The organism is Paraburkholderia rhynchosiae (assembly GCF_002879865.1).
Lineage (GTDB): Bacteria > Pseudomonadota > Gammaproteobacteria > Burkholderiales > Burkholderiaceae > Paraburkholderia > Paraburkholderia rhynchosiae.
The window spans coordinates 38,293-58,274 of record NZ_PNXY01000036.1 but is presented as its reverse complement, the minus strand read 5'-3'; the positions used below and the strand labels follow the sequence as shown (position 1 = coordinate 58,274).

The window sequence follows — 19,982 nt, the reverse complement described above, 5'->3', positions numbered from 1 at the left end:
GATGAAGGCCTTGCGCATTTTTGTGTCGTTGAGGTGCGAGCGGTCAGCATTGACTGGCTTGACTTATCGGAAGCCGACAATCCGAAGCGGGCGCGTTTTATACGCAGCGGCGACGAGTGGACTCGCAGATGGATCGCTCCCTGAGAAGGCGCGCGCCTTACATCGGCAATCCTTTGGCCAGCCCCGGCCACTTTATTCCCGAGCAGACTTTGGGGATGCCCGACCCGCTTACCGCTCTCGTTTAGCGTTATTGATGCCTGCCCTAACTCACATCAAGGCATCGAATAACGCTAATCGAAGACGGAAGCTCGGGGTTGAATCGGGGAGGTTGAATGTCGACCGACGCGCGACTTCCGGGTTCGGCCACGAACGGCCGGGCGCCAGATTCCTGTAAGTGCCTGCTTTTAGCCGTTCAGCGGACGTTGGTTACCCGATAGCTTCTCGAGCGGAAGAGGCATGTGAGGTTCAGTGCGACGACACATACGTCGCATCGGCAAACGCCGGTACGGCGAAGTTTTCGCGCATACGTCTGGTCTCCGCCGCTGGCGTCAAACCGAAGAGGCGCTTGAACTCCCGGCTGAACTGGGAAGGGCTCGTGTAGCCCACGGCGTGACTGGCGGCGTCCGCGCTCAGGCCCTGGCGCACCATCAACAGGCGGGCCTGATGCAGACGCGTCGACTTGACGTACTGCATAGGCGATACCTGCGTGATAGCCTTGAAGTGGCTGTGGAAGCTCGGGACGCTCATGCCGGCTTCCTCAGCAAGCTGCGTCACGTCGAGCGACTGCGCATAGCCAGCGTGGATGAGACGCAGGGATCGGGCGATCCGGCCGAACTGCCCGCGCATCGCAAGGGCCTCCCTCATCGAGCGTCCCTGTGCTCCGGTCAGCACACGGAAGTACAGTTCGCGCAGCAGGCCGTGGCCCAATACCGCGGCTTCAAGCGGACGGTGCATCGCTTCGAGGAAGCGCAACACAGACGACTGCATTGCGTCGTCCATCGGCGTCGACATCATGCTCTGAGGCGCCTCTATTCGTTCCGTGACTCCTTCGCGATCGATCTGCGCCGCGAGTTCGGCGGCCATAGTGAAGTCGAGATGCAGGTACAGGGCAAGCAGCGGGCGCGCTGGCGTTGCGTCGGTTTCCATGGTGAATGGCACGGGCACGGACACAGCGAGGTAGTGATGCTCGTCGTAGAGATAGAGCTGATCACCGAAGTAACCTCGCTTGCGGCCCTGACACACGATCACAATGCCGGGGTCATATAGAACCGGCGTGCGCGACAACGCCCGGTTCGAACGCAGGACGCGGACGCTCGGCAGTGCCGTCAAGCTGTAGCCCTCATCGGGCGCCAACCCGCGCAAAAGGGTAACTATGCGGTTCTGGCTTTGACGGGAACGCTCAGGCTGCTCCGTGGAGGCAGGGGTTGCATTCATAGTTTTGTGCAAGAAAATTAGCGAAATCCGCATTCTCGGCCCTTGGCCGTAAGATTAGCATGCACCTTTCAGTTAACGTGACGGAGGGTGCTTCAATGCAATTCAGCAAAACGCTGCTTATCACTGGCGTCAGTAGCGGGTTCGGCCGAGCGCTCGCTCAAGAGGCGCTCGCGATCGGCCACAAGGTTGTCGGTACGGTGAGAAGTTTGCAGGCCAAGCGGGATTTCGAGTCCCTCTCAGTGCGCGGCGCGTTCGGAAGGGTTCTTGACGTGACGGATTTTGACGCCATCGACCACGTAGTGTCGGAAATCGAGACGAGCGTGGGTCCCATCGATGTGTTGGTCAACAATGCTGGCTACGGGCACGAAGGCATCATGGAAGAATCGCCTTTGTCGGAGATGCGTCGACAGTTCGATGTGAATGTCTTTGGCGCAGTCGCCATGATGAAGGCCGTATTGCCTTCTATGCGTACACGCCGACGCGGGCACATTCTGAACATTACGTCGATGGGCGGCTTTATCACGATGCCCGGAATCGCGTATTACTGCGGAAGCAAGTTCGCGCTTGAAGGCATTTCCGAGGCCCTTTCGAAAGAGGTCAAGAATTTTGGTATCGCCGTGACAGCTGTGGCGCCCGGCTCTTTCCGGACCGACTGGGCAGGCCGCTCAATGACGCGAACGCCCCGGTGCATCCCGGATTATGACGACGTCTTTGACCCCGTCCGCCAAGCTCGCGAGGAGAAAAGCGGCAAGCAATTGGGCGATCCTCGGAAAGCAGCACGCGCGATGCTTGCGGCGATCGCTGCAGACAGCCCGCCCGTTCATCTTTTACTCGGCAGCGATGCACTCGGCCTGGTGCGTGGCAAGTTGTCGGCGCTCGAAGACGAGATCCGGCGGTGGGAGACTGTCACGGTCTCGACGGATGGCTGAGTGGCAGAAGGCGGAAGGCATGTCGCCATGCGGCAACGGGACAAAAAACTGCGGGTGACCGTAATGCGGTAGTCCGCACGTCAATGCGCAGCGGACGCTCAAGGACCTCTTGCGACCGTCTGAAACGGTCGGAAGTGCTCCTTCGTCAAACTCAGCAACGGTCGCTCGTCGATGGCCTTCCCGAACGGCTGCTCCCAGCAGTGAACCGTCCTGTCAGCGCGGCGCGCCAACGTCGGCAAAGGCCGATACATGCGCATTCGATGGCGGGTAGCTTTGGGAACGCGCCGTTTAATGCAAATGAGGCGGACAGTTGGTTCATAGCAGGCACGTTGTGGGGCAGTTCGTCGTCACCGGCGCATTGCCAGGGGAAGATGGCTAGCGACACTCGCCATGGCGATCGCGGCGGTAAGCGTCATTGTGCCGGCGTAGAAAGCGCGTTCTGCCTCGACATCACGCCAACTGGCTCCGGCTTCGCCGCACCGGAAGACAACGGTGGCGTCCTTACTTCAACAATCCGAACACCGCCACGCCGTTGGTCGTTCCCACGTAGACGTGCCCGTGCGCGATCATCGGTGTAATGAACTTGTTTCCCGCGCCGAACGTGTCCCTCGTACCGGACTGATTGCTGTTATAGAGTTCCTGGCTGAGGTCGCTGGCGTTGAAGGCATACAAAGCGCCAATGGCACCGTTCCCGGCGGCCCAAACGATCGCATTCCCGGCACCGTTAGCTGAAATGCTCGGCGTCGTGCCCGGGTAAGGAAAGGTGCCAGGGCTGTGTGACGTGGGCGTCGTTGCCAACAGTGCTGAGGTCACCGGGAACGCCTTCAGATTGTCGCCAACGGAACCGAAATAGACCACGTTGTTGTAGTAGGCAGGCATGCCAAAGACGCCCCCTGACAGTTGTCCATCAATCTCCTGCCAGATCAGATTGGCGTTCGTGTTGAATTTGCCCATCGCATCGCGATTGACGACGTAGATTTTTGAATCCTTGCCCGCACCCACGGCAAGGTGCCGGGCGGTGCCGTTTGCATCGGTCATATCCGGCAGGACCAACGCACCTCCGGACCCGAGATCCGCGTCCGCCGACGACTGCGCGACGGTGTCGAACGTCGCGAAATAGTCGGCCACAGAGAGCGCGGGTGACGTCGACAATTTCAGGAAGGCGTTTCCATAGTCGCCGCCAGCCGGAAAGCCCTGCCCGTTCAGCGTTGTGTCGAAAGTGCCATTGGCGTCGAGCAGGTACAGGAACGCGCCATCGGATGCCATGCCCGCACCGCTCATCCAGACGGAGCCCTCGGTTCCGTTTGGCGTGAGGTTCAACGCGCCTGTCTGCGAAAGGGTATCCGCGCTGTAGGCCATCACCCAGCCGCCGTAGGTGCCCTGGTCGCAATGCGACGTCCACGCGAGGTAGACGTTGCCCTTCACCAGCGTCAGCGCCTGGCGCTCCGCATATTGCTGCGGGTCGAACACGGTGACCCCGTTACTGCTATTCGCGCCGGTTCCCGGATAGGTAGCTGCGATCTCAGTCGGACCGCCGAGCATCTCCGCACCCGTGCCTATATCTATCGCATGCAGGCGCTGATGAATGCTTCCGCTCGCGTCCTTGCTCATTGCGACCGCGTACAGAATGCCCGCTGTGCCGCGTGTGCGGTCGATGACTGGCGTCGAAGTGATGCCGATTTCCGGAGTGATTTGACCACAATGACGATCGTCGCTGGTCGTCTCGCCGGAGCCGAGAAGGGAGCGATGCCAAAGTTGTGCATTGGTGTCCGCGTCGAATGCGTACACGCTCGCGTGCTCGGTAACAACATATACGACGTTGTGTGTGGCGCCGCTAATGGAGACGTTGCCGACGTAAAGGGGTTGCGCGTCGACTTTGCCATCTACCGTGAGAAATGCAACCTTGCCAAATCCCGTCGCGTTGACGTTGGCGGGAGTCAGTCTTGTCTCTGCCAGGTACTGTCCTGTGCGCGCCAGATCGTTGTGATACGTCAGAACATCGCTTGCAGTGGGCGTTGCGCCAGAGCCCGTTCCAGCGGGGCCCGTTGTGCCGCCTGTATCACCATTCGCGGAATTGCTGCCGGAGCCGCCGCTTGTATTGCTGGTGGAAGAGGTACCGCCCGAACCGCCGCTGCACGCGGCGCAGAAAATAATGAGCAGGCTCGTCGAAACTAGCCGGCGCCAGGGTATCGCGTTTTGGTCCAGGTACTTTGTGCTGTTCATACACGTCTCCCAAGGCGGTCGCGAAGACTGCCAATGCCAATAGCCGCCGACCCTCTCCTGTAGTCTACCCTTCATTAATCACAGTGGAGCGGGACGCTGCGTCGGGCCGAAGGCCCACGCTGGACCTCGTCATGAGGCGCTGCGCATCGATGGAGAAAAGATCGTTCGCGACGAGGTGAGCGAAGTACGCAATCCGTATGCCCGAACGCTCGTCGGCACGGTGCCGAAGGCGACATTGAAGGGCAGGCTTGCCCCCGCAGATACTGAAGGTCGTGACAGGCCACCCGGTTGTGATCGCTGACGAACTGATCACGAATCCCGCGGTTGATTTAATTACGTTCACGGGCGGCGTGTCGATCGGCAAGTCCATCGCGGCGCGCATGGGGTATTGGCGAGCCGTGCTGGAGCTCGGCGGCAACGATCCGATCATCGTCATGGAAGACGCCGACCTCCACGAAGCAAGCTCGCTCGCTGTTTCGGGTTCCTACAAGAACTCGGCGCAGCGATGCACGGCGATCAAGCGTATGCTGGTTCACGAAGCCGTCGCGGATCGCTTCACCGATCTCGTCGTGGAGAAAACGCGTGCGTGGATATATGGCAATCCGGCCGATAGCACCGTCGACATGGGCACGCTCATCGACGAGGCGGCCGCGCAGTTCTGCGAGCGCCAGGTCAACGACGCTCTCGCGGGCCGCGCGCCTGCTCAGGGGCAACCAGCGCGAAGGTGCGCTGTATGCACCCACCGTCATCGATCGCATTACACCCGACATGCCACTCGTCAAATACGAGATCTTTGGACCCGTATCGCCTATCCTGCGTTTCAGGAACATCGACGAGGCGATCCGTATGTCGATCAGCACCGCCTACGCGCTGTCGTCTTCGGTCTGCACCAACCGTTTCGACTACATCACCCGCTTCATCACCGAACTGGAAGTGGGCAGCGTCAATGTGCGGGAGGCGCCGGGTTACCGGCTCGAACTCACGCCGTTTGACGGCGTGAAAGACTTCGGGCTCGGCTACAAGGAGGGCGTGCAGGAAGCAATGAAGAGCTTCACCAACACCAAGACCTACTCATTGCCCTAGTGACGCAAAGACGACACTGCCGCACTTCGTTGAATAAATCGCTTTTGCGCTTTTGCGCTTTTCCGCAACTGGAGGATGACATGCTTATAGGCATTCCAAAGGAAATAAAGAACCACGAATACCGCGTGGGATTGACTCCGTCGTCAGTCCGCGAAATGGTGGCACACGGTCACGCCGTGACGGTCGAAACCGGCGCAGGCAATGGCATCGGCGCGTCGGATGCCGTCTATGAAAAAGCCGGCGCGCAGATCGCGCTGCGCGCGGAAGATGTCTTTGCCAAGGCCGACATGATCATCAAGGTCAAGGAACCGCAAGCCGGCGAGCGAGCGATGCTGCGCGACGGTCAGATCCTTTTCGCCTATTTGCACCTTGCACCGGATCCCGACCAATGTGCCGACCTCCTGAAGAGCAAGGCCGTGTGCATTGCCTACGAGACTGTCACTCAATCCGGCGGCGGACTGCCGCTGCTTGCACCGATGTCCGAAGTCGCTGGGCGCATGTCCATTCAGGCGGGTGCGTACTGCCTCGAACGCGCGCATGGCGGCAAGGGTATTCTGCTCGGCGGTGTCGCTGGCGTGGCACCGGCGAAGATCGTGATCCTGGGCGCGGGTGTGGTCGGCTCCAATGCGGCGCAAATCGCGGTCGGGACGGGGGCACATGTTGTGGTTATCGACCGCAATCTGGACGCGCTGCGCCGCATGGATCGTTTGCTCGGCGCGCGCGTCACGACCGTGTTTTCGAACCAGGACAATGTCGAAAAACACGTGCTCGAAGCCGACCTCGTAGTCGGCGGCGTGTTGATTCCGGGCGCGGCGGCGCCTAAACTCGTGACCCGCGCGATGATCGATGCGATGCAACCGGGCTCCGCAATCGTGGACGTGGCCATCGACCAGGGCGGCTGCTGCGAGACGGCAAGGCCCACGACTCATGCAGAGCCGACCTACATGGTGGGCGACGTCGTGCACTACTGCGTCGCCAATATGCCGGGCGGCGTGCCGCGCACATCGACCTACGCGCTGAACAACGCGACCCTGCCTTTTGCGCTCCAGATCGCGAACAAAGGCTGGCGCCGCGCGTTGCAGGACGACCCGCACCTGCGCAATGGCCTTAACGTCGCTGCTGGAAAAGTGACTTGCCGCGAGGTGGCCGAAGCACTGGACTATACGTGGGACTCGTCTGACTCCGTCATTACCATGTGATCGCCGCCGAAGGACCGGACAACTCGCCCGCCCACCCCGCTCAGACATATCCCATCACATAACAACGATATCAACCAGGTGAAGAGAGGCAAAAGACATGGCGTATTCCAGGCTGAAACCACAGTTCTAGCGGTTGAAGTTGGGCGGCAATGGAGCAGTTAAACGCCCGCGCGTTTGCTGATCACCGCCGGTCGATGGACCGGATTTGGTTAGTATTTGATGCCAACGTCATAGTCACCGTACTCGCCGCACTGCATCCTCGAAACCGTGGACGCGATGCGCTTGTCGCGGTCCGTAAGTGTGAATAGCGTGGTCATTACGGCTGGCTGGTCAGTTACAGGTTCGCATGCTGCTTATCGCATGAGCGCCTTTGCTGCGATGTAAGCGTTGTGCGGTTTTGCAATGCACTGACGGAAGCTGCTTTAAAAGCCTCAAGCTCGCTGTCTTCCGGGCCGATATACCGGTGAGGCATGCGCCTGCGCTAGCAGATTACGCAAAGCGTAGCGGGCATGCGTCATAACGTTCAACTACACGAGGACCAAAATGCGCCTGTTGGTCGCCCTGATTCTGCCGTGGTTCCAGTTTTTCACGATTGGCCGTCCGTTTGCCGGAATCATTTGCCTGCTGCTTCAGATCACACTCATCGGCTGGATTCCTGCTGCGATCTGGTCTGTCTATGCGCTGAGCCAGTACAAAACCGATAAGAAGATCGAGCGCGCTCTGTCGGCGCGTGGCTGACAACCAGAACGCTGGCCACGCCGGCGCAAGGAAAAAGAGCATGGCGAATTTCAGCATCTGGCACTGGACTATCCTGATCCTTTTGCCAATCGTCTATCTGGTTCCCGCTGCACGCATTCTTCGAAAGGCAGGGTTCTCCGGCTGGCTATCCCTGTTACTACTGGTGCCGCTTCTCAATCTGATCATGTATTGGGTCTTCGCTTTTGTTCGCTGGCCCGTTGAGCGCACCGCGAAAGAGGGAACCGTATAGCCCAGGAAGGGTGCCAGGCGCGATTGCGCCCCGTACACTTGACCGGCAAACGGGTCGAAGCAAATCACTATGGCCTGGAAGAACAGTACGACCGCGGCCCTGACTTGGATCCCGCTAATGCGCGCGACCAGCATTCCCTGGCAACAGACTGCGTAGCCGCATTTCCCTGATCAGCTTGGCGCCCGCTGCCGTTAAATAGATGCGCTTGGCGTGTCGGTCGGACTCGTCTGCGCCGCGGCGGACGAGGCCCGCGGCCTCGAGCCGGTCTGCTCGTATAGCGCCTCCGGCCAGAGTTGCTTGATCAATTCATCACCGAGCAATGCGATAGAGAGTGCACCACTCACCGAATAATGTCTCGCATAAATGGCCGATTTCGTTGATGCCTTTACCGAAAGCGCGGAGACGGAAATCCACCCAGGCAACAGCGTTCCTGTATCCTACTTTCATGAAGAAGCTCATACTCTCGGTTGCTGGCGCTGTAACCTCTTTGTTCCCTTTGAGGCTTCGGCATGCCATGGTGAAATCTCTTCTCGAGGATAGCGCGCTCGTGAAGGAGTACGGCTACATTTACATCTCCAGCCTTTCGCGAAAACTCAATGTCGTACAGATTTCGGCAATGGGACAGTACGGCACGATGGTGAGTAGTTCAAACGATCTGAGCGTCCTGAAGACATACGCGCAGACCGGTCGTTGGGCGCCCGAACTGTCCGAAAGATTAAAGGCATTCTTCCCCGGTTCGGGCGGAACTTACCTCGACATCGGTGCGAACATTGGAATGACGACAATTCCGATTGCGCAGCACAATGACCGCGTGAAGTGTTATGCATTCGAACCGGAACCGGTCAACTATCGCAACCTGTTGCGTAATATTGCCGAAAACTGTCCGTCATGCAATATAGAGACGTACCAACTGGCGCTGCATGAACGCGAGGGAGTGCTGCCCTTCGAGATTGCTGACGGCAATCTGGGCGACCATCGCCTTCACGTTGAAACTAATCTTCCCGCAAAACAGAACGAGGCGAACCGGGAGATCATCGAAGTGCGCTGTGTCAGGCTGGACGATCTCCCCATCCAGTTGACCGGCCCTGTTTTTGCAAAGATCGACACGCAAGGTGCCGAGCCGTACGTCTTCGCCGGCGGCAGAAAAACGCTTGCAAAAGCCGATGCAATCCTCGTGGAATGGTCGCCGTATCACATGGCACGGTTAGGGGGCGATCCCAATGTCGTGCTGCGGTTTCTTGAGGACCACTTCAGTCACGGTCAGATTGAAGAAACCGACGCAAACGCGGGAAAACAAGGCGAAAGCGGACCAATGAAGGCGATCACAACACGGCTACAAAGTACCATTACCAAGTGGCGTGATAACCCGTTCAATTACGTCGATATCGTCGCAACGAAGATGCCACCGGTCGCCCAATGACGGGAGTTCGCGCCGCGCGCTACGTTCAGCGTGCTGGCGTTCCGGATTAAGAACCGATTGCCCGTTCACACCATCATTCGATTATCGGCTTCTCTACACCGTTCGCATGTCCCACGACGGTTTCGAGGAACTGCTCGTACCTCCGGCAACAGGCATTCCAGCCGAATTCGTCGACAGCCTTGCGATTGCTTGCATTGTTGACAGTTGTCTGCCACGACTCATTGACCGAACGCAGGATTGCGGGGAGTTCGCTGACATCGTCGAACAGAATGACATTGGGGAACTTCCTGGCTGCCCAGGCCATAAAAGGCGTCGAGCGCGCGATCATCACCGGAACAAGTCCAATGGCCTCGAAAAAGACGCCACTGACTAGCATTGAGTCAGCCGCGTGCGGGAGAATCAGCACATCGCTATCGGCAATATCTTGCGCAAACTCTGCGTCCGAAAGAAATTTGGCTTCGAGGCGCACGACATCGTGCAGCGATCTCTTATTGATGATTTCATTGAGCGTAGTAAGATAACTTTCGGTGCCGTGCCCAGCGATATTCAGTTTGCAATCGCTTGGCCAAACGTTGAGCACCGCATCGATCTGCTTATACGGACGAATAACACCGAGCATCCTATAGAGCGGCGCCGCGCTATGACGTGCGCTATCAGCTTTCATCACGATTCGCGGCTGGCCCGGCGCATCCCAGTAGAGGGGATGAGGCAAATACTGCGCGCGGTAAGGAGCCTGAAAATCCGGCGCGTGCACAACACGGCGATCCGCAAGGCGGCGCACGAACGCGATAATTCGTATCGATAGGCGCCTGTTGAATCCAACCGTATCGTGGACTGCCTGGTCATGCACGAAGTACACGACCTTGGCTCGCCCGATCAGCATCAACGAACAATAGAATGCGAAAACCAGAGAGCCGATCAAGCTCAACTGCGCACTGCCGTTCCGTCGCCTGAATGCCCGGTATTCAAGCCAATGAAACACGAGTATGTTCTCCGGCTTGAACAGGTCGACGAATCCGCCATTCAGAAGGCCCTTGATTGACAATGGCATAACATCATAACCAACCGATCTGTATAGCTCCTTTTGGAGCTCTATATAGCGGTTCGTCGGGTTAGTAAAAGGACACATCAGCACGCGTGGCCGCAGCCGCTTTCCTTCACCGTTTCCAGGCGAGCTACGAGTTTCATGAACAACTCGCGACATTCGAGAATCTCCGGTCCACCTACATCCCGAACAGACACAGCTCAAGCGCATGTGGCACATTCAAATGCGCGCCACTTCAAACGCTCAAATCAGATGCTGAGCCTTTAAGTTCTTAGTCTTAAGTTCAGCTTAGCATGCACAAAAGCGCTAGTGGGCGGTCCCATCACCATGAAACGCGCCAACCTGGACAAATGCCTTCGTCCGGGTGGCCGATAGTGTGGAGTGTGGGCCGGCGCGGAAGGTGCACCGGAAATTCTGACCTCGACTTTTGGGGTCGAAGTGACAAAAATACAGGGCGTCCAATCCCCAGATCATCAGAAGAAAGCGGGAATCTTTTGTCATACGACGCTAGATGTTGAAGGATCTTGCTTTCTGGCAGAAAAATACTATTTCCAGTTTTGGCCAGCTTCGGTTCCGGGTAAGATCTACTCCGTTCCCACTAGCTATCCGCAACATTTACGCGGCGCGGATTCGCCTCGCTGGGCAAACGTTTGCGAAAGGATGCCTTAGACCTCGGCGACACCCGCGGCGAAAGTCCAGTTGTCTCCCCTGCTGATCCAACCCTCAGACGCGCGAATTAGCCCGCCCATGGTATTGGCTCGCGCGCGTCCGTTGAATTGACGCATTCAATCGTGCGGCGTTTTATCCGTTGATAAACGCACGGGACAGCGCTCGTAAAAGCATTTATGTTTTTCGGGTGTTTAGGAATACGAAGAAAAATAACGATTTTTGTTTTCGATTCACTAGCTAAAAACAGCAAGCAAGATTTTCAAATTTTCTTCGGGTTTTTCTCGACGGTGGAATAAATCAATGTTAAAACGACGGCAATTTATTGGTGCCATGACGGCACTGGGTGGAAGTGTCCTTTTGAGCGCCTGCGGCGGCGGTGGTGCAGAAGACGGTGGGGGCACCTCTGGCGCAGGGGCACAGAATGCAAGTGCTACCGCAAAGAGCGCCTCTGCGAATGGCACGGCAATGCCGCCGGCAACCTCTTTGGTCGATGGCAAGGGCGCTACCTGGACCGTTTCGGGTGGCGTGGCTTATCGAAACGGAGCGAAAGCCGGGAATAACTACGACGTGATTCTCACACTGTGCTTCAACGGCAATATCTATGTCGAAAACACGAGCGGACAGTTCTACCAATGGAACGGGTCGACGTGGCAGGCTTCGAGCGATCCGCGCCTCGGCACGACTTCTCCGGACGGCACGACGATCCCATCCGCATCAAGCATTATCGACAAGACGGGCGCGGTGTGGACCCTGACCAATGGCGTCATCTCTAGAAATGGCGTTGCCGCGGGCAACAACTATAACGTGTCGCTCGTGCTCTGGTACGGCGGCAAGATCTATTGCCGCAACACCAGCGGACAGTTCTACGCGAATGCAGAGGTCGCCGCTCAATGGTTGCCGTGCACGGATCCACGCATTGCCGTCGCCGCCACCGCAGGTAGCTTCTTCGGTATCAACGGTCACTTCGACTACACGTACACGCCCGCACAGCTCGTCTCCATTTTGAAGGGCTTGGGTTGCACGAGTTACCGCGTCGGCTGCACGGCCGACGCGAATCAACTGAATGCCGTGGTCAAACTGGCGCAGGCGTTTCAGTCGTCTGGCATGACGCTGCTCGTGTTGCTCAACCTGGATTTCTACGATAACAGCGGCAAACTTCTCGCGGGCGAACCGGCCGCCTACAGCGCCGCATATGGGCCCGCGGCGACGATCGCCAATGCGCTGAAACCGTATGGCGTGACCCTCTATGAATGCGGAAACGAGCTGACGCGCGACAACGCGATCATCATTGATTCGACCAACGCAGGGACGAAGGCGCTAGATTTCAACAACGCGAACTGGCCCATCATGCGTGGCGCTATGCGCGGCATGATCGACGGGGTGAAGTCGGCTCAGCCTACCGCAAAATGCGGGATCAACTTCTGCGTCGCCGATGTCGGCGCGTCTGACGCCCTATGGGACGGCATGCAACCCGACGGCAGCGGTGGGCATCCCAAGGTGCGCTGGGATATCACGACCTGGCACAACTATGAGGTGTACGGCAACATTTTCAACATCGGGACGGACGGCGCGGGCCCGGGCATCGATCTGCCGACGTACTGCAAAGCCAGATACGGTGTGCCGTTCATCATCACAGAGTGGAACACGGGTCCGGAACAAACCCAGACGTATCGCGCAAATTACATTACGTCGCAATTGGGTTCAATGTATGCAGCGCGAAAGACGCACAACCTTCAGTCGGTCATGTATTACGTGCTTGATAGCGGCAACAACACGTTTGGCATTATGACTAACGGTACCGCGCTGAATCCGCCATACGGTGCGTTTACGAACTTCACCTCGACCCACGCGGACAATTGATTCCGGCGAACGCTCGCGTCTGACGTGCAGATCTGGCCTCCCGCTGTTTCGTGGTGAGGCCTTTTTTTCGTGTCATAGCGGCCTCCCCTGAGCGTAGAGTTTCCGGTTGGGAACTCGATCACACCATCTGCGAACTCACATTAGAGATGGCTAAAAAAGCGAGGCTTACGGTGTTCCGTAACGTCGTTTCCCTAAAGGAAGACGGTATGCCCTGGTCGAGCGCAAGAGCCGCTTCGTGATCCTGTGCCAGGACGCTCTCGATTACTTCATGGCGGCAAATGAAGAACCTGCCAGCCTTCTTGCGCGAGAGCCTGCAGTCAAAGTCTTTCAGCGTACTTATTGCGGGCTGGTGCTCGTTAAAAAGCCTGGGGCAACGCACCGCCCCCCTCCGATTTGCAAGAGAGCCGCCGCGATTAAATTCAGAAAATCCGAATTGTCCTGCGTCGTTGCACAATAACGAGCTACGCGTATGTTCAATCAACATTCCTCGTTACGGTGAGCTTTCTCCGGAACAAGCGCGCCACAACCTGGCGAATGGTCCGGTCCGGCACCCGATCGAGCAGCCGCCGGAGCGCGGTCTGCCGGACTTGCGGCAGCGGCGCTCGCAACAGGTCGCCGCGCTATTTGCCAAAATATGAACATCGTTTATCATGGCGAATGATCGGCCGCAGTCTGGCGACGATCTAACGCCAGTCCTATGCGGGCGCTCTGCCAGCTCACCGGTGTCCGGCTCGGCTTTAACCTTTAAGCCGAGCGTTGTGGCTGGTTACGAGGTGTGAGCCGCACTACAGGAGGAGCTCGCCGTGCCACGGGAAGCCATCACTGCCTGCCGCATCTGCGCCGGCAACTGTTCACTGCGCTTGACCATAGACGACGCCGGACGCGTCGTTGCTGCGCGCGGCGACCGCGACAATCCGCTCACGCGCGGCTACGCCTGCATCAAGGGCGCGTATCTGCATGAGGCGCATAACAGCGCCGAGCGGCTCCTGCACCCGCTGAAACGGCAGCGCGATGGCAGTTTCGTGCAAATGCCGCTTGACGTGGTGCTGGCCGAGATCGCGGCGCAACTCCAGGCACTGATCGAGCGCCATGGCGCTGAAGCGGTCGCAGCGTTCCGCGGCACCATGAACTACTCTAATCTCGCCGCCAATCATATGTTGCCCGCCTTCCTTGCGGCGCTGGGTTCGAGTTCGCTTTTCTCTACAATGACCATCGACCAGTCGGCCAAATGGGTGACATTTGAGCGACTGGGCGGCTGGGCTGCCGGCAAAGATCCCTACGCGCTCGCCGACGCGCTATTGTTCGTCGGCACCAATCCGCTGGTGTCGCTATCCACGTTCAACTTTGCATTGCAGAATCCCGTCAAGCAGCTCCACGAAGCGAAGGAGCGGGGCTTGAAGCTGGTGGTGATTGATCCACGAGAGACTGAGACCGCCCGTCATGCCGATGTGTTTCTGCAGGTGCTGCCAGGCGAGGACCCGACCGTCCTGGCTGGCCTGCTGCGCATCATTCTGTGTCGCGGCTGGCACGATGCTGAATTCTGCGCGCGCTACGTCAAGGACCTGCGACGACTGGCGCGCGCGGTGGAGCCGTTCACGCCCGAATACGTCGCCCGGCGCGCCGGCGTAAGCGTCGAAGGGCTCGAGGCTGCCGCTGCGGCCTTCGCGGAACCCATCCGGGAGGCCCGCGGCTTGCGCCGCAAGCGTGGCTCGGCCGCGTCGGGAACGGGGCCCAACATGGCGCCGCACTCCAATCTGGCCGAGCATCTGGTCGAATGCCTCAACGTCGTGTGTGGCCGCTTCGCTCGTCCCGGCGACCCTGTACCTAATCCCGGCGTGGTCGCCCCGCGTTACCAGCGCCGCGCCCAAGTGATTTCGCCACGCCGTTCCTGGGAATCCGGCTGGAAGAGCCGTGTCGGCGGCTATGGCATGCTGTTCGGCCAGAAGATGAGCGGCACGCTGGCGCAGGAAATCACTACGCCTGGCGCCGGCCAGATCCGCGCGCTGTTCGTCGACGGGGGCAATCCAGTCGATGCCGTGCCCGACCAGCGCCGCATCGCCGATGCGCTGCGCGAACTGCAACTGCTGGTATGCATCGAGCCATTCATGACCAACACTGCACGGCTCGCGCACTATGTGATCCCGCCGAAGCTTATGTTCGAGCGCGCCGACCTGCATTCGCGCGACTACGAGTCCTACATCATGTTCCAGCCTTATGCACAATACTCGGCCGCCGTGGCGACGCCGCCGCAGGGGTCCGAAGTCGTGGACGACTGGTTCGTGTTGTGGGATCTGGCGCGGCGCCTGGGCAAGACCATCCTGTTCGACGGCGTTCCGCTCGATATGCGCGCAGCTCCGACCACCGACGATCTGCTCGCGATTCTGGTTCGCGATGGTTCGATCTCATTTGACGAACTGAAGTTGCACCCACAAGGGAAAATCTACGAGATCGAGCCGATGGTCGTGCAGCCCGGCGAGCCAGCGAATACCGCGCGCTTCGACGTGATGCCGGACGACATCGAGCGCGAACTGGCGGACGTACTCAACGAAGCGGGGGCGCCTCCGGCGTTCACGCATCGCCTGGCGGTGCGGCGCGTGCGCGACGTGCAGAACACCATGTACCATCACCTGCCCGCGGTCCGCCGGCGCATGCCGTTCAATCCGGCCTTTGTGCATCCCGACGACCTGGCTGCGCAAGGACTGACCGAAGGCCAGTGCGTGGCCATTATTTCGCCGCACGGCCGCATTCGAGCTATCGTCAAAGCGGACGCCACACTGCGCCGAGGCGTCGTGTCAATCTCGCATGGCTGGGGACCGATGCCCGACGAGGAGCCCGAAACCTACGCCGGCGCCAATCCAAACCAGTTGCTCAGCACGACAGTTGGCCTTGATCCGATCAACGCCATGCCGGTAATGAGCGCCGTGCCTGTACGCATCGAAGCTGAAGACTGAAAGCAGAGAAACCCACCGTTCGGATTGAACGGTTCATTTTCGCGCACGGCGATGTCGCTACCCGACCGTCCTGCCGCGACCAGAATCTGGCGAACCAGAGGCACGCAATGACACGACTCACTAACACGTCTGGCGGTGCGCCCTTGCTTGATTCGCGACGCCGCATGACAGTGCTGTATCGATGAACGCCCTCACGCAAGGAGAATGCTCGCGCACGCGATACGAACCAATCGGTGCTCATCTCGTCGAAGCGTTCGACAAGCATTTCGCTCCCGCTTCGGCCGTCGCATTGCAATAGAACGAGCAAGCGTGCAGCCTCGCCACGCAATGACGGTCTCGCCGGGAACCGGTGTCTGGACAAGCTACGCGATATCTTTCGCACGGGAACGCCGGCTGCATGACGGCGCGTGCGGCGTTTGAAGGCAACGTCCACTTCAAGCCAGCCGGGGCGATCCCTTTACCGGAAGGCTCCGATCGCCCCGCCTGGACTCACATGCGCTCGAAAATGGCGGCAACGCCCTGTCCACCGCCAATGCATATTGTGGCAAGCGCATAGCGCCCATCCACGCGCTGCAATTCATGGATTGACTTGACGGCGACGAGCAAGCCCTTCAGTCGCGTGAAGTCATCAGGCGTGGCACCCAGGCGTACGTGCTCGTCGGTGTCGAAAACCGTCGCGCCGCCCTTTGCATTCAAGGTGACCGGCAGAATCTGCTCCTTGAAATAGCCCTGCGCGATAGGTGCGCAGCCCGACGATGCGATTCGAGTGCCAACGCGTCCTGCTGCTCCCGGGTGATACCGAACTGCCGCGCAACGTTCTCCGCAGTCACACGCAAGTAGCGGCGAAATCGATCCGTCAACGAGCCGAGCAATGTGTCGACGAACCTCGCGTCGCCCATATGCGCGCCAAAATGCGCCTGGGGCGGAATGTCGAGCACCACTTACAACCACGACTTCCCGTTTCATGTTCGCCCCGCCTTCGCTAATCCGATCCGATCTCGCTTTCAAGCAACAGAGGTTAAAAAAATTGCATCGATGTCACACGAGATTTGTCACCCGCGCGCGGAAGCGATTTCGTTCAAGCGTTCCGCCGGCAGCGACACGCTCAACCGCGTCGCGCTTCAGCCAGATGAAACCAACGGCCGAGCATGTACGCCGCAAAAGGCAGGATTGCCGCGCAAGGAAGCCAGCGCAACGCGACCTGAAGACCAACCGAGTCCGCAATCACGCCGGTAAGAAACGGACCGGCCGCGAGTCCCAATATGTTGTTGAACAGCGTCATCGTGGCGAACGCCGAGCTGTGGATAGAAGGCGCCGTTGCCCCCGCGACAATCGCGCTACATGTACCGAACGAACTGGCCAGAAAGAACACGGCAGGCGCGAGGAGCGCGAGTTGAAGATTGCCCTGCGGCAAGCGGAACGCGACCTCCAGCAAGGTGCCGAGAACGAGGCAATAGCAAATGGCCATGTTCCATCTTCTGACCGACGAATTGCCGCTAATGCGATCCGTTATGACGCCGCACAGGAGTTGGCCCAGGCCGCTTACGAGCACGAGGCCAGCCGCCACCAGGGCCGCTTTGCTGACCGGCATGCCCCAATAGCGATTCAGGTAGCTCGGCAGCCACACGAAAAGCGTGCCTTGAATGAAGATCTGCAGCGCACAGCCGATATACGCGCAAAACACGGAGCAAGACGGAAATAGCCCGGACAAAAGCGCGCGAGGCGTCAGTTTCACCTGACCGTACATCTGCATTCCGCCTGCGTTGTCAGGATTTGCACGAGCGAGTCGTTTTTCCGTGACCACGAGGCAGTAAATGATCACCAACGCAAAGCCAAAAATCGACATGATGCCCATCGACCAGCGCCAGCCGAAATGCGTTGCGACGATTCCGGAAAGTGAAACTCCGAGCACGGACCCAAACGCGGCGGCAGACGTGAAGCCGCCAGCGATGGTGGAGCGCAGATGCTTCGGAAAGACGCTGATGAGCATCGCAATTCCAACGCTGCCGTACGCTGCTTCACCAATGCCAACGAAAATGCGCGCGATGAACATCTCGTGGTAGTTGCTGGCGATGGCGCATCCAAGTGTGGCAAAACTCCATAACGCGACCATCACGGCGATGCTTTTCACCCGACCCCAACGGTCCGCAACGATGGAAAACGGGAGTGTCAGCACGCCGACCGCCAACGGCACCACACCGCTCAGCGAGCCGAGCTGCGTATCGGACATTTGCCACTGCACCTTCAGGATCGGAAACAAGGCATTGATCGCCTGCCGCGACATGTAGTCGGAGAGCAACAGGCAAAACATCAATGCAAACACTACCCACGCGTAGGCACGGGTACTACTTGTAGCCACGGTCGGTTCTGCCGGCATAGCGTTGCTCGTGTACAGGTTCAATTCTGTCTCCTCCAGTAATTCACACAATTCGATGGCTCGTGCCTGTCGCCGGCTACGCCGGACGCATTCGCTGTGTCGCCCTGCGCGTGTTCGACGTCTATGCCTTGTTCTGCGTCTTCGCTCACGTTGACTTGGTGAAGTTGCTTCGACTGGCGCGCCGATATCGCGCGCAACCCTCACTCTGGCTTCAGCATAGCACCGAGATTTATTTTTGACGACATTAATTATTAGTGGCGATGCACCCACGTCCATGCGGCACTCCCGCGACGCGTCGCATTGGCGTAAACCCCGTGGGGAATGCTCGTCCCTGTGTTGAACAGGATCGGCCCAGTGAAGGCTGCGAGAGTGAAAAATCGGCGACCGAAATTGCATCGGATGATCGATGATCGCAGTTGTGACCTGAACGACGATGCATCGGCCGATGCGAGTAGATTCAGCCGTTCGCGCGTTGCATGGTTTGGAAGCCGACAGCCGTTCCCTACTTTCCTCTGTCCGTTGCGCGGATCAATGGAGGACGTAGTCAGTTGAGGCTCTTAGATTTGAACGGCGAACCCAGCGTGAGAAAAAACCCGATGTCAAAGCGAAGTCGACGAAGAGGTCATAGCGTGCTGATGTGTGGAGCAGCTCGAGCCGTCGAACCTCGCGGGCATGTTAGCCGCACCATCGACATTAAAAAATTCGCAGCGGCACTTCGTGACATGGCCTCCCACATGATCGAGATTCAGTCATGCGGGGTGCTCAGAAAACGACTTACTCCACGGCTGCGGCTGCTGCTTTGGACTGAGCCGTCTTTAAAGCACGCGCGCGCCGACCATCTGCCGCTTTTGCAGCAAGTGCACGAATAGCCACGTCCCGCGCCTCGTCCAACCGCGAAGCTGCGAGAGAGAGCAGCAGTTCGTTGTCGCGTCTGACGGCGGCCTTATGCAGCGCGCGCCAGTCTTTCAACGATGCACGAATCGACTGCGGTGCAGCCACGAATCCGAGCCGGACATAGCGCAGCGTTCGCAATGAGACCGAGTGCAGGACATCGACCAGAAGCCGATTGCGGCACAAACTGACGATCGCGAAATTAAGAAGGAAGCTTTCCACGGCGTACGCATCCGCCGACTCTTCGGCCGCTTTAACCAATCTGGGTATATGCGCGCTGAACAACGCTTCGAGTTCGTCAGGGCACTCGCGCGCCACCTGCTCCAGCATCGTGACGTAAAGCACGCTGCGCACGCGAAAAATATCTCGAAGCTCGTGCTCGTCGGGCGCGGTAACGATCGCGCCTCGCCGTGCCTGAAACTCGACAAGGCGGTCACGCTCCAGAATGCGCATCGCTTCGCGCACTGGAGCACGACTGACGTGCAGTACCTCGCTGATATCCTTTTCAAGCAGACGCTGGCCCGCTTTCACCAGATCGAGCGTGATGACTCCAGCCAACCGAACGGCGATCTGCTCGGCAATCGGCGCGGAAGCGTATGCCCACTCGTGCCCTCGCAGCACCGCCCGCTCGACCGCCAGCATCAGCGAATTTCTGGGCGTTAGGAGCGTGGAGAGATCGGGAAGGTTCTGCGTTTTATTGCGAGCCATGACGTATTACGGAAAAAGTTTTTGTCGAATTTAACCCACTAACAGTATAGCCGTTGGAATTGTAATCTCGACGAGAATTGATCGCCACGTCATGTGGAAATCAATCCCGTTGCCGTCTGCTCTCGCATGGGCCGCGTTTCGCCCCGGTTTTTCGGGCTCACTCCTCCCGTAAAACCTCACCTTAACACTGGAGCGTTCGCGTCTT

The 19,982-nt window shown here is 58.7% G+C and carries 13 protein-coding genes and 2 pseudogenes; 9 read left to right on the top strand and 6 right to left on the bottom strand.

The features are described 5' to 3' along the window. Window positions 1-465: 465 nt before the first annotated feature. Window positions 466-1,434 carry an AraC family transcriptional regulator gene (locus C0Z16_RS31545; protein WP_102635956.1) on the bottom strand — a complete coding sequence of 323 codons (969 nt, stop codon included), beginning with the start codon at window positions 1,432-1,434 and terminating at the stop codon, window positions 466-468. Between the two features lie 95 nt (window positions 1,435-1,529). Between C0Z16_RS31545 and C0Z16_RS31540 the strand changes: the two genes are divergently transcribed. Further along, complete coding sequence (locus C0Z16_RS31540; protein ID WP_102635955.1) at window positions 1,530-2,363, top strand: oxidoreductase; 834 nt, start codon at window positions 1,530-1,532, stop codon at window positions 2,361-2,363. A 501-nt stretch (window positions 2,364-2,864) separates the two neighbouring features. On the opposite strand, the gene C0Z16_RS31535 is transcribed toward C0Z16_RS31540, so the two are convergent. Next, window positions 2,865-4,586 (bottom strand): pyrrolo-quinoline quinone, encoded by a 1,722-nt coding sequence (locus C0Z16_RS31535; RefSeq protein ID WP_102635954.1) that lies wholly within the window; start codon window positions 4,584-4,586, stop codon window positions 2,865-2,867. A gap of 242 nt (window positions 4,587-4,828) precedes the next feature. Here C0Z16_RS31535 and C0Z16_RS31530 point away from each other — a divergent pair. The 5 genes and pseudogenes from C0Z16_RS31530 to C0Z16_RS31505 all read left to right on the top strand — a co-directional run. Next, window positions 4,829-5,669, top strand: a pseudogene (locus C0Z16_RS31530) (aldehyde dehydrogenase family protein); the annotation flags it as partial. Window positions 5,670-5,749: 80 nt separating this feature from the next. Next, window positions 5,750-6,868, top strand: coding sequence for an alanine dehydrogenase (gene ald, locus C0Z16_RS31525; RefSeq protein WP_102635953.1), 1,119 nt, complete (start codon window positions 5,750-5,752; stop codon window positions 6,866-6,868). Window positions 6,869-7,411: 543 nt separating this feature from the next. Next, on the top strand, window positions 7,412-7,606 hold the full coding sequence (locus tag C0Z16_RS31520; protein WP_102635952.1) for a YqaE/Pmp3 family membrane protein: 195 nt from the start codon (window positions 7,412-7,414) through the stop codon (window positions 7,604-7,606). A 40-nt stretch (window positions 7,607-7,646) separates the two neighbouring features. Beyond that, window positions 7,647-7,856 (top strand): Sec-independent protein translocase family protein, encoded by a 210-nt coding sequence (locus C0Z16_RS31515; RefSeq protein ID WP_102635951.1) that lies wholly within the window; start codon window positions 7,647-7,649, stop codon window positions 7,854-7,856. A gap of 445 nt (window positions 7,857-8,301) precedes the next feature. After that, a complete protein-coding gene (locus C0Z16_RS31505) occupies window positions 8,302-9,276 on the top strand; it encodes an FkbM family methyltransferase (RefSeq protein WP_244201427.1) in 975 nt (324 codons plus the stop codon). Between the two features lie 73 nt (window positions 9,277-9,349). On the opposite strand, the gene C0Z16_RS31500 is transcribed toward C0Z16_RS31505, so the two are convergent. Continuing rightward, window positions 9,350-10,480: a glycosyltransferase family protein gene (locus tag C0Z16_RS31500; RefSeq protein ID WP_102635949.1), complete on the bottom strand. Its 1,131-nt coding sequence runs from the start codon at window positions 10,478-10,480 to the stop codon at window positions 9,350-9,352. Window positions 10,481-11,290: 810 nt separating this feature from the next. Between C0Z16_RS31500 and C0Z16_RS31495 the strand changes: the two genes are divergently transcribed. The 3 genes from C0Z16_RS31495 to C0Z16_RS31485 all read left to right on the top strand — a co-directional run bounded on the left by C0Z16_RS31495 (window position 11,291) and on the right by C0Z16_RS31485 (window position 15,801). Continuing rightward, window positions 11,291-12,850 (top strand): hypothetical protein, encoded by a 1,560-nt coding sequence (locus C0Z16_RS31495; RefSeq protein ID WP_102635948.1) that lies wholly within the window; start codon window positions 11,291-11,293, stop codon window positions 12,848-12,850. A 278-nt stretch (window positions 12,851-13,128) separates the two neighbouring features. Next, window positions 13,129-13,488: a hypothetical protein gene (locus C0Z16_RS37565; RefSeq protein ID WP_146014384.1), complete on the top strand. Its 360-nt coding sequence runs from the start codon at window positions 13,129-13,131 to the stop codon at window positions 13,486-13,488. A 165-nt stretch (window positions 13,489-13,653) separates the two neighbouring features. Continuing rightward, window positions 13,654-15,801 carry a molybdopterin-containing oxidoreductase family protein gene (locus C0Z16_RS31485; RefSeq protein ID WP_102635946.1) on the top strand — a complete coding sequence of 716 codons (2,148 nt, stop codon included), beginning with the start codon at window positions 13,654-13,656 and terminating at the stop codon, window positions 15,799-15,801. A gap of 489 nt (window positions 15,802-16,290) precedes the next feature. Here the strand turns inward: C0Z16_RS31485 and C0Z16_RS31480 are convergent. The 3 genes and pseudogenes from C0Z16_RS31480 to C0Z16_RS31470 form a co-directional block, all read right to left on the bottom strand. Further along, window positions 16,291-16,724, bottom strand: a pseudogene (locus C0Z16_RS31480) (thiolase family protein); the annotation flags it as partial. 182 nt (window positions 16,725-16,906) lie between these two features. After that, window positions 16,907-18,202, bottom strand: coding sequence for an MFS transporter (locus C0Z16_RS31475; protein ID WP_244201426.1), 1,296 nt, complete (start codon window positions 18,200-18,202; stop codon window positions 16,907-16,909). 750 nt (window positions 18,203-18,952) lie between these two features. Next, on the bottom strand, window positions 18,953-19,777 hold the full coding sequence (locus C0Z16_RS31470) for a GntR family transcriptional regulator (RefSeq protein ID WP_102635945.1): 825 nt from the start codon (window positions 19,775-19,777) through the stop codon (window positions 18,953-18,955). Window positions 19,778-19,982: the final 205 nt, after the last annotated feature.

Excerpts from the sequence above, each read along its gene's own strand:
- C0Z16_RS31545 (WP_102635956.1), bottom strand. The coding sequence starts at position 1,434 with ATGAATGCAACCCCTGCCTCCACGGAGCAGCCTGAGCGTTCCCGTCAA.
- C0Z16_RS31540 (WP_102635955.1), top strand. The coding sequence starts at position 1,530 with ATGCAATTCAGCAAAACGCTGCTTATCACTGGCGTCAGTAGCGGGTTC.
- C0Z16_RS31535 (WP_102635954.1), bottom strand. The coding sequence starts at position 4,586 with ATGAACAGCACAAAGTACCTGGACCAAAACGCGATACCCTGGCGCCGG.
- ald (WP_102635953.1), top strand. The coding sequence starts at position 5,750 with ATGCTTATAGGCATTCCAAAGGAAATAAAGAACCACGAATACCGCGTG.
- C0Z16_RS31520 (WP_102635952.1), top strand. The coding sequence starts at position 7,412 with ATGCGCCTGTTGGTCGCCCTGATTCTGCCGTGGTTCCAGTTTTTCACG.
- C0Z16_RS31515 (WP_102635951.1), top strand. The coding sequence starts at position 7,647 with ATGGCGAATTTCAGCATCTGGCACTGGACTATCCTGATCCTTTTGCCA.
- C0Z16_RS31505 (WP_244201427.1), top strand. The coding sequence starts at position 8,302 with ATGAAGAAGCTCATACTCTCGGTTGCTGGCGCTGTAACCTCTTTGTTC.
- C0Z16_RS31500 (WP_102635949.1), bottom strand. The coding sequence starts at position 10,480 with ATGTCGCGAGTTGTTCATGAAACTCGTAGCTCGCCTGGAAACGGTGAA.
- C0Z16_RS31495 (WP_102635948.1), top strand. The coding sequence starts at position 11,291 with ATGTTAAAACGACGGCAATTTATTGGTGCCATGACGGCACTGGGTGGA.
- C0Z16_RS37565 (WP_146014384.1), top strand. The coding sequence starts at position 13,129 with ATGAAGAACCTGCCAGCCTTCTTGCGCGAGAGCCTGCAGTCAAAGTCT.
- C0Z16_RS31470 (WP_102635945.1), bottom strand. The coding sequence starts at position 19,777 with ATGGCTCGCAATAAAACGCAGAACCTTCCCGATCTCTCCACGCTCCTA.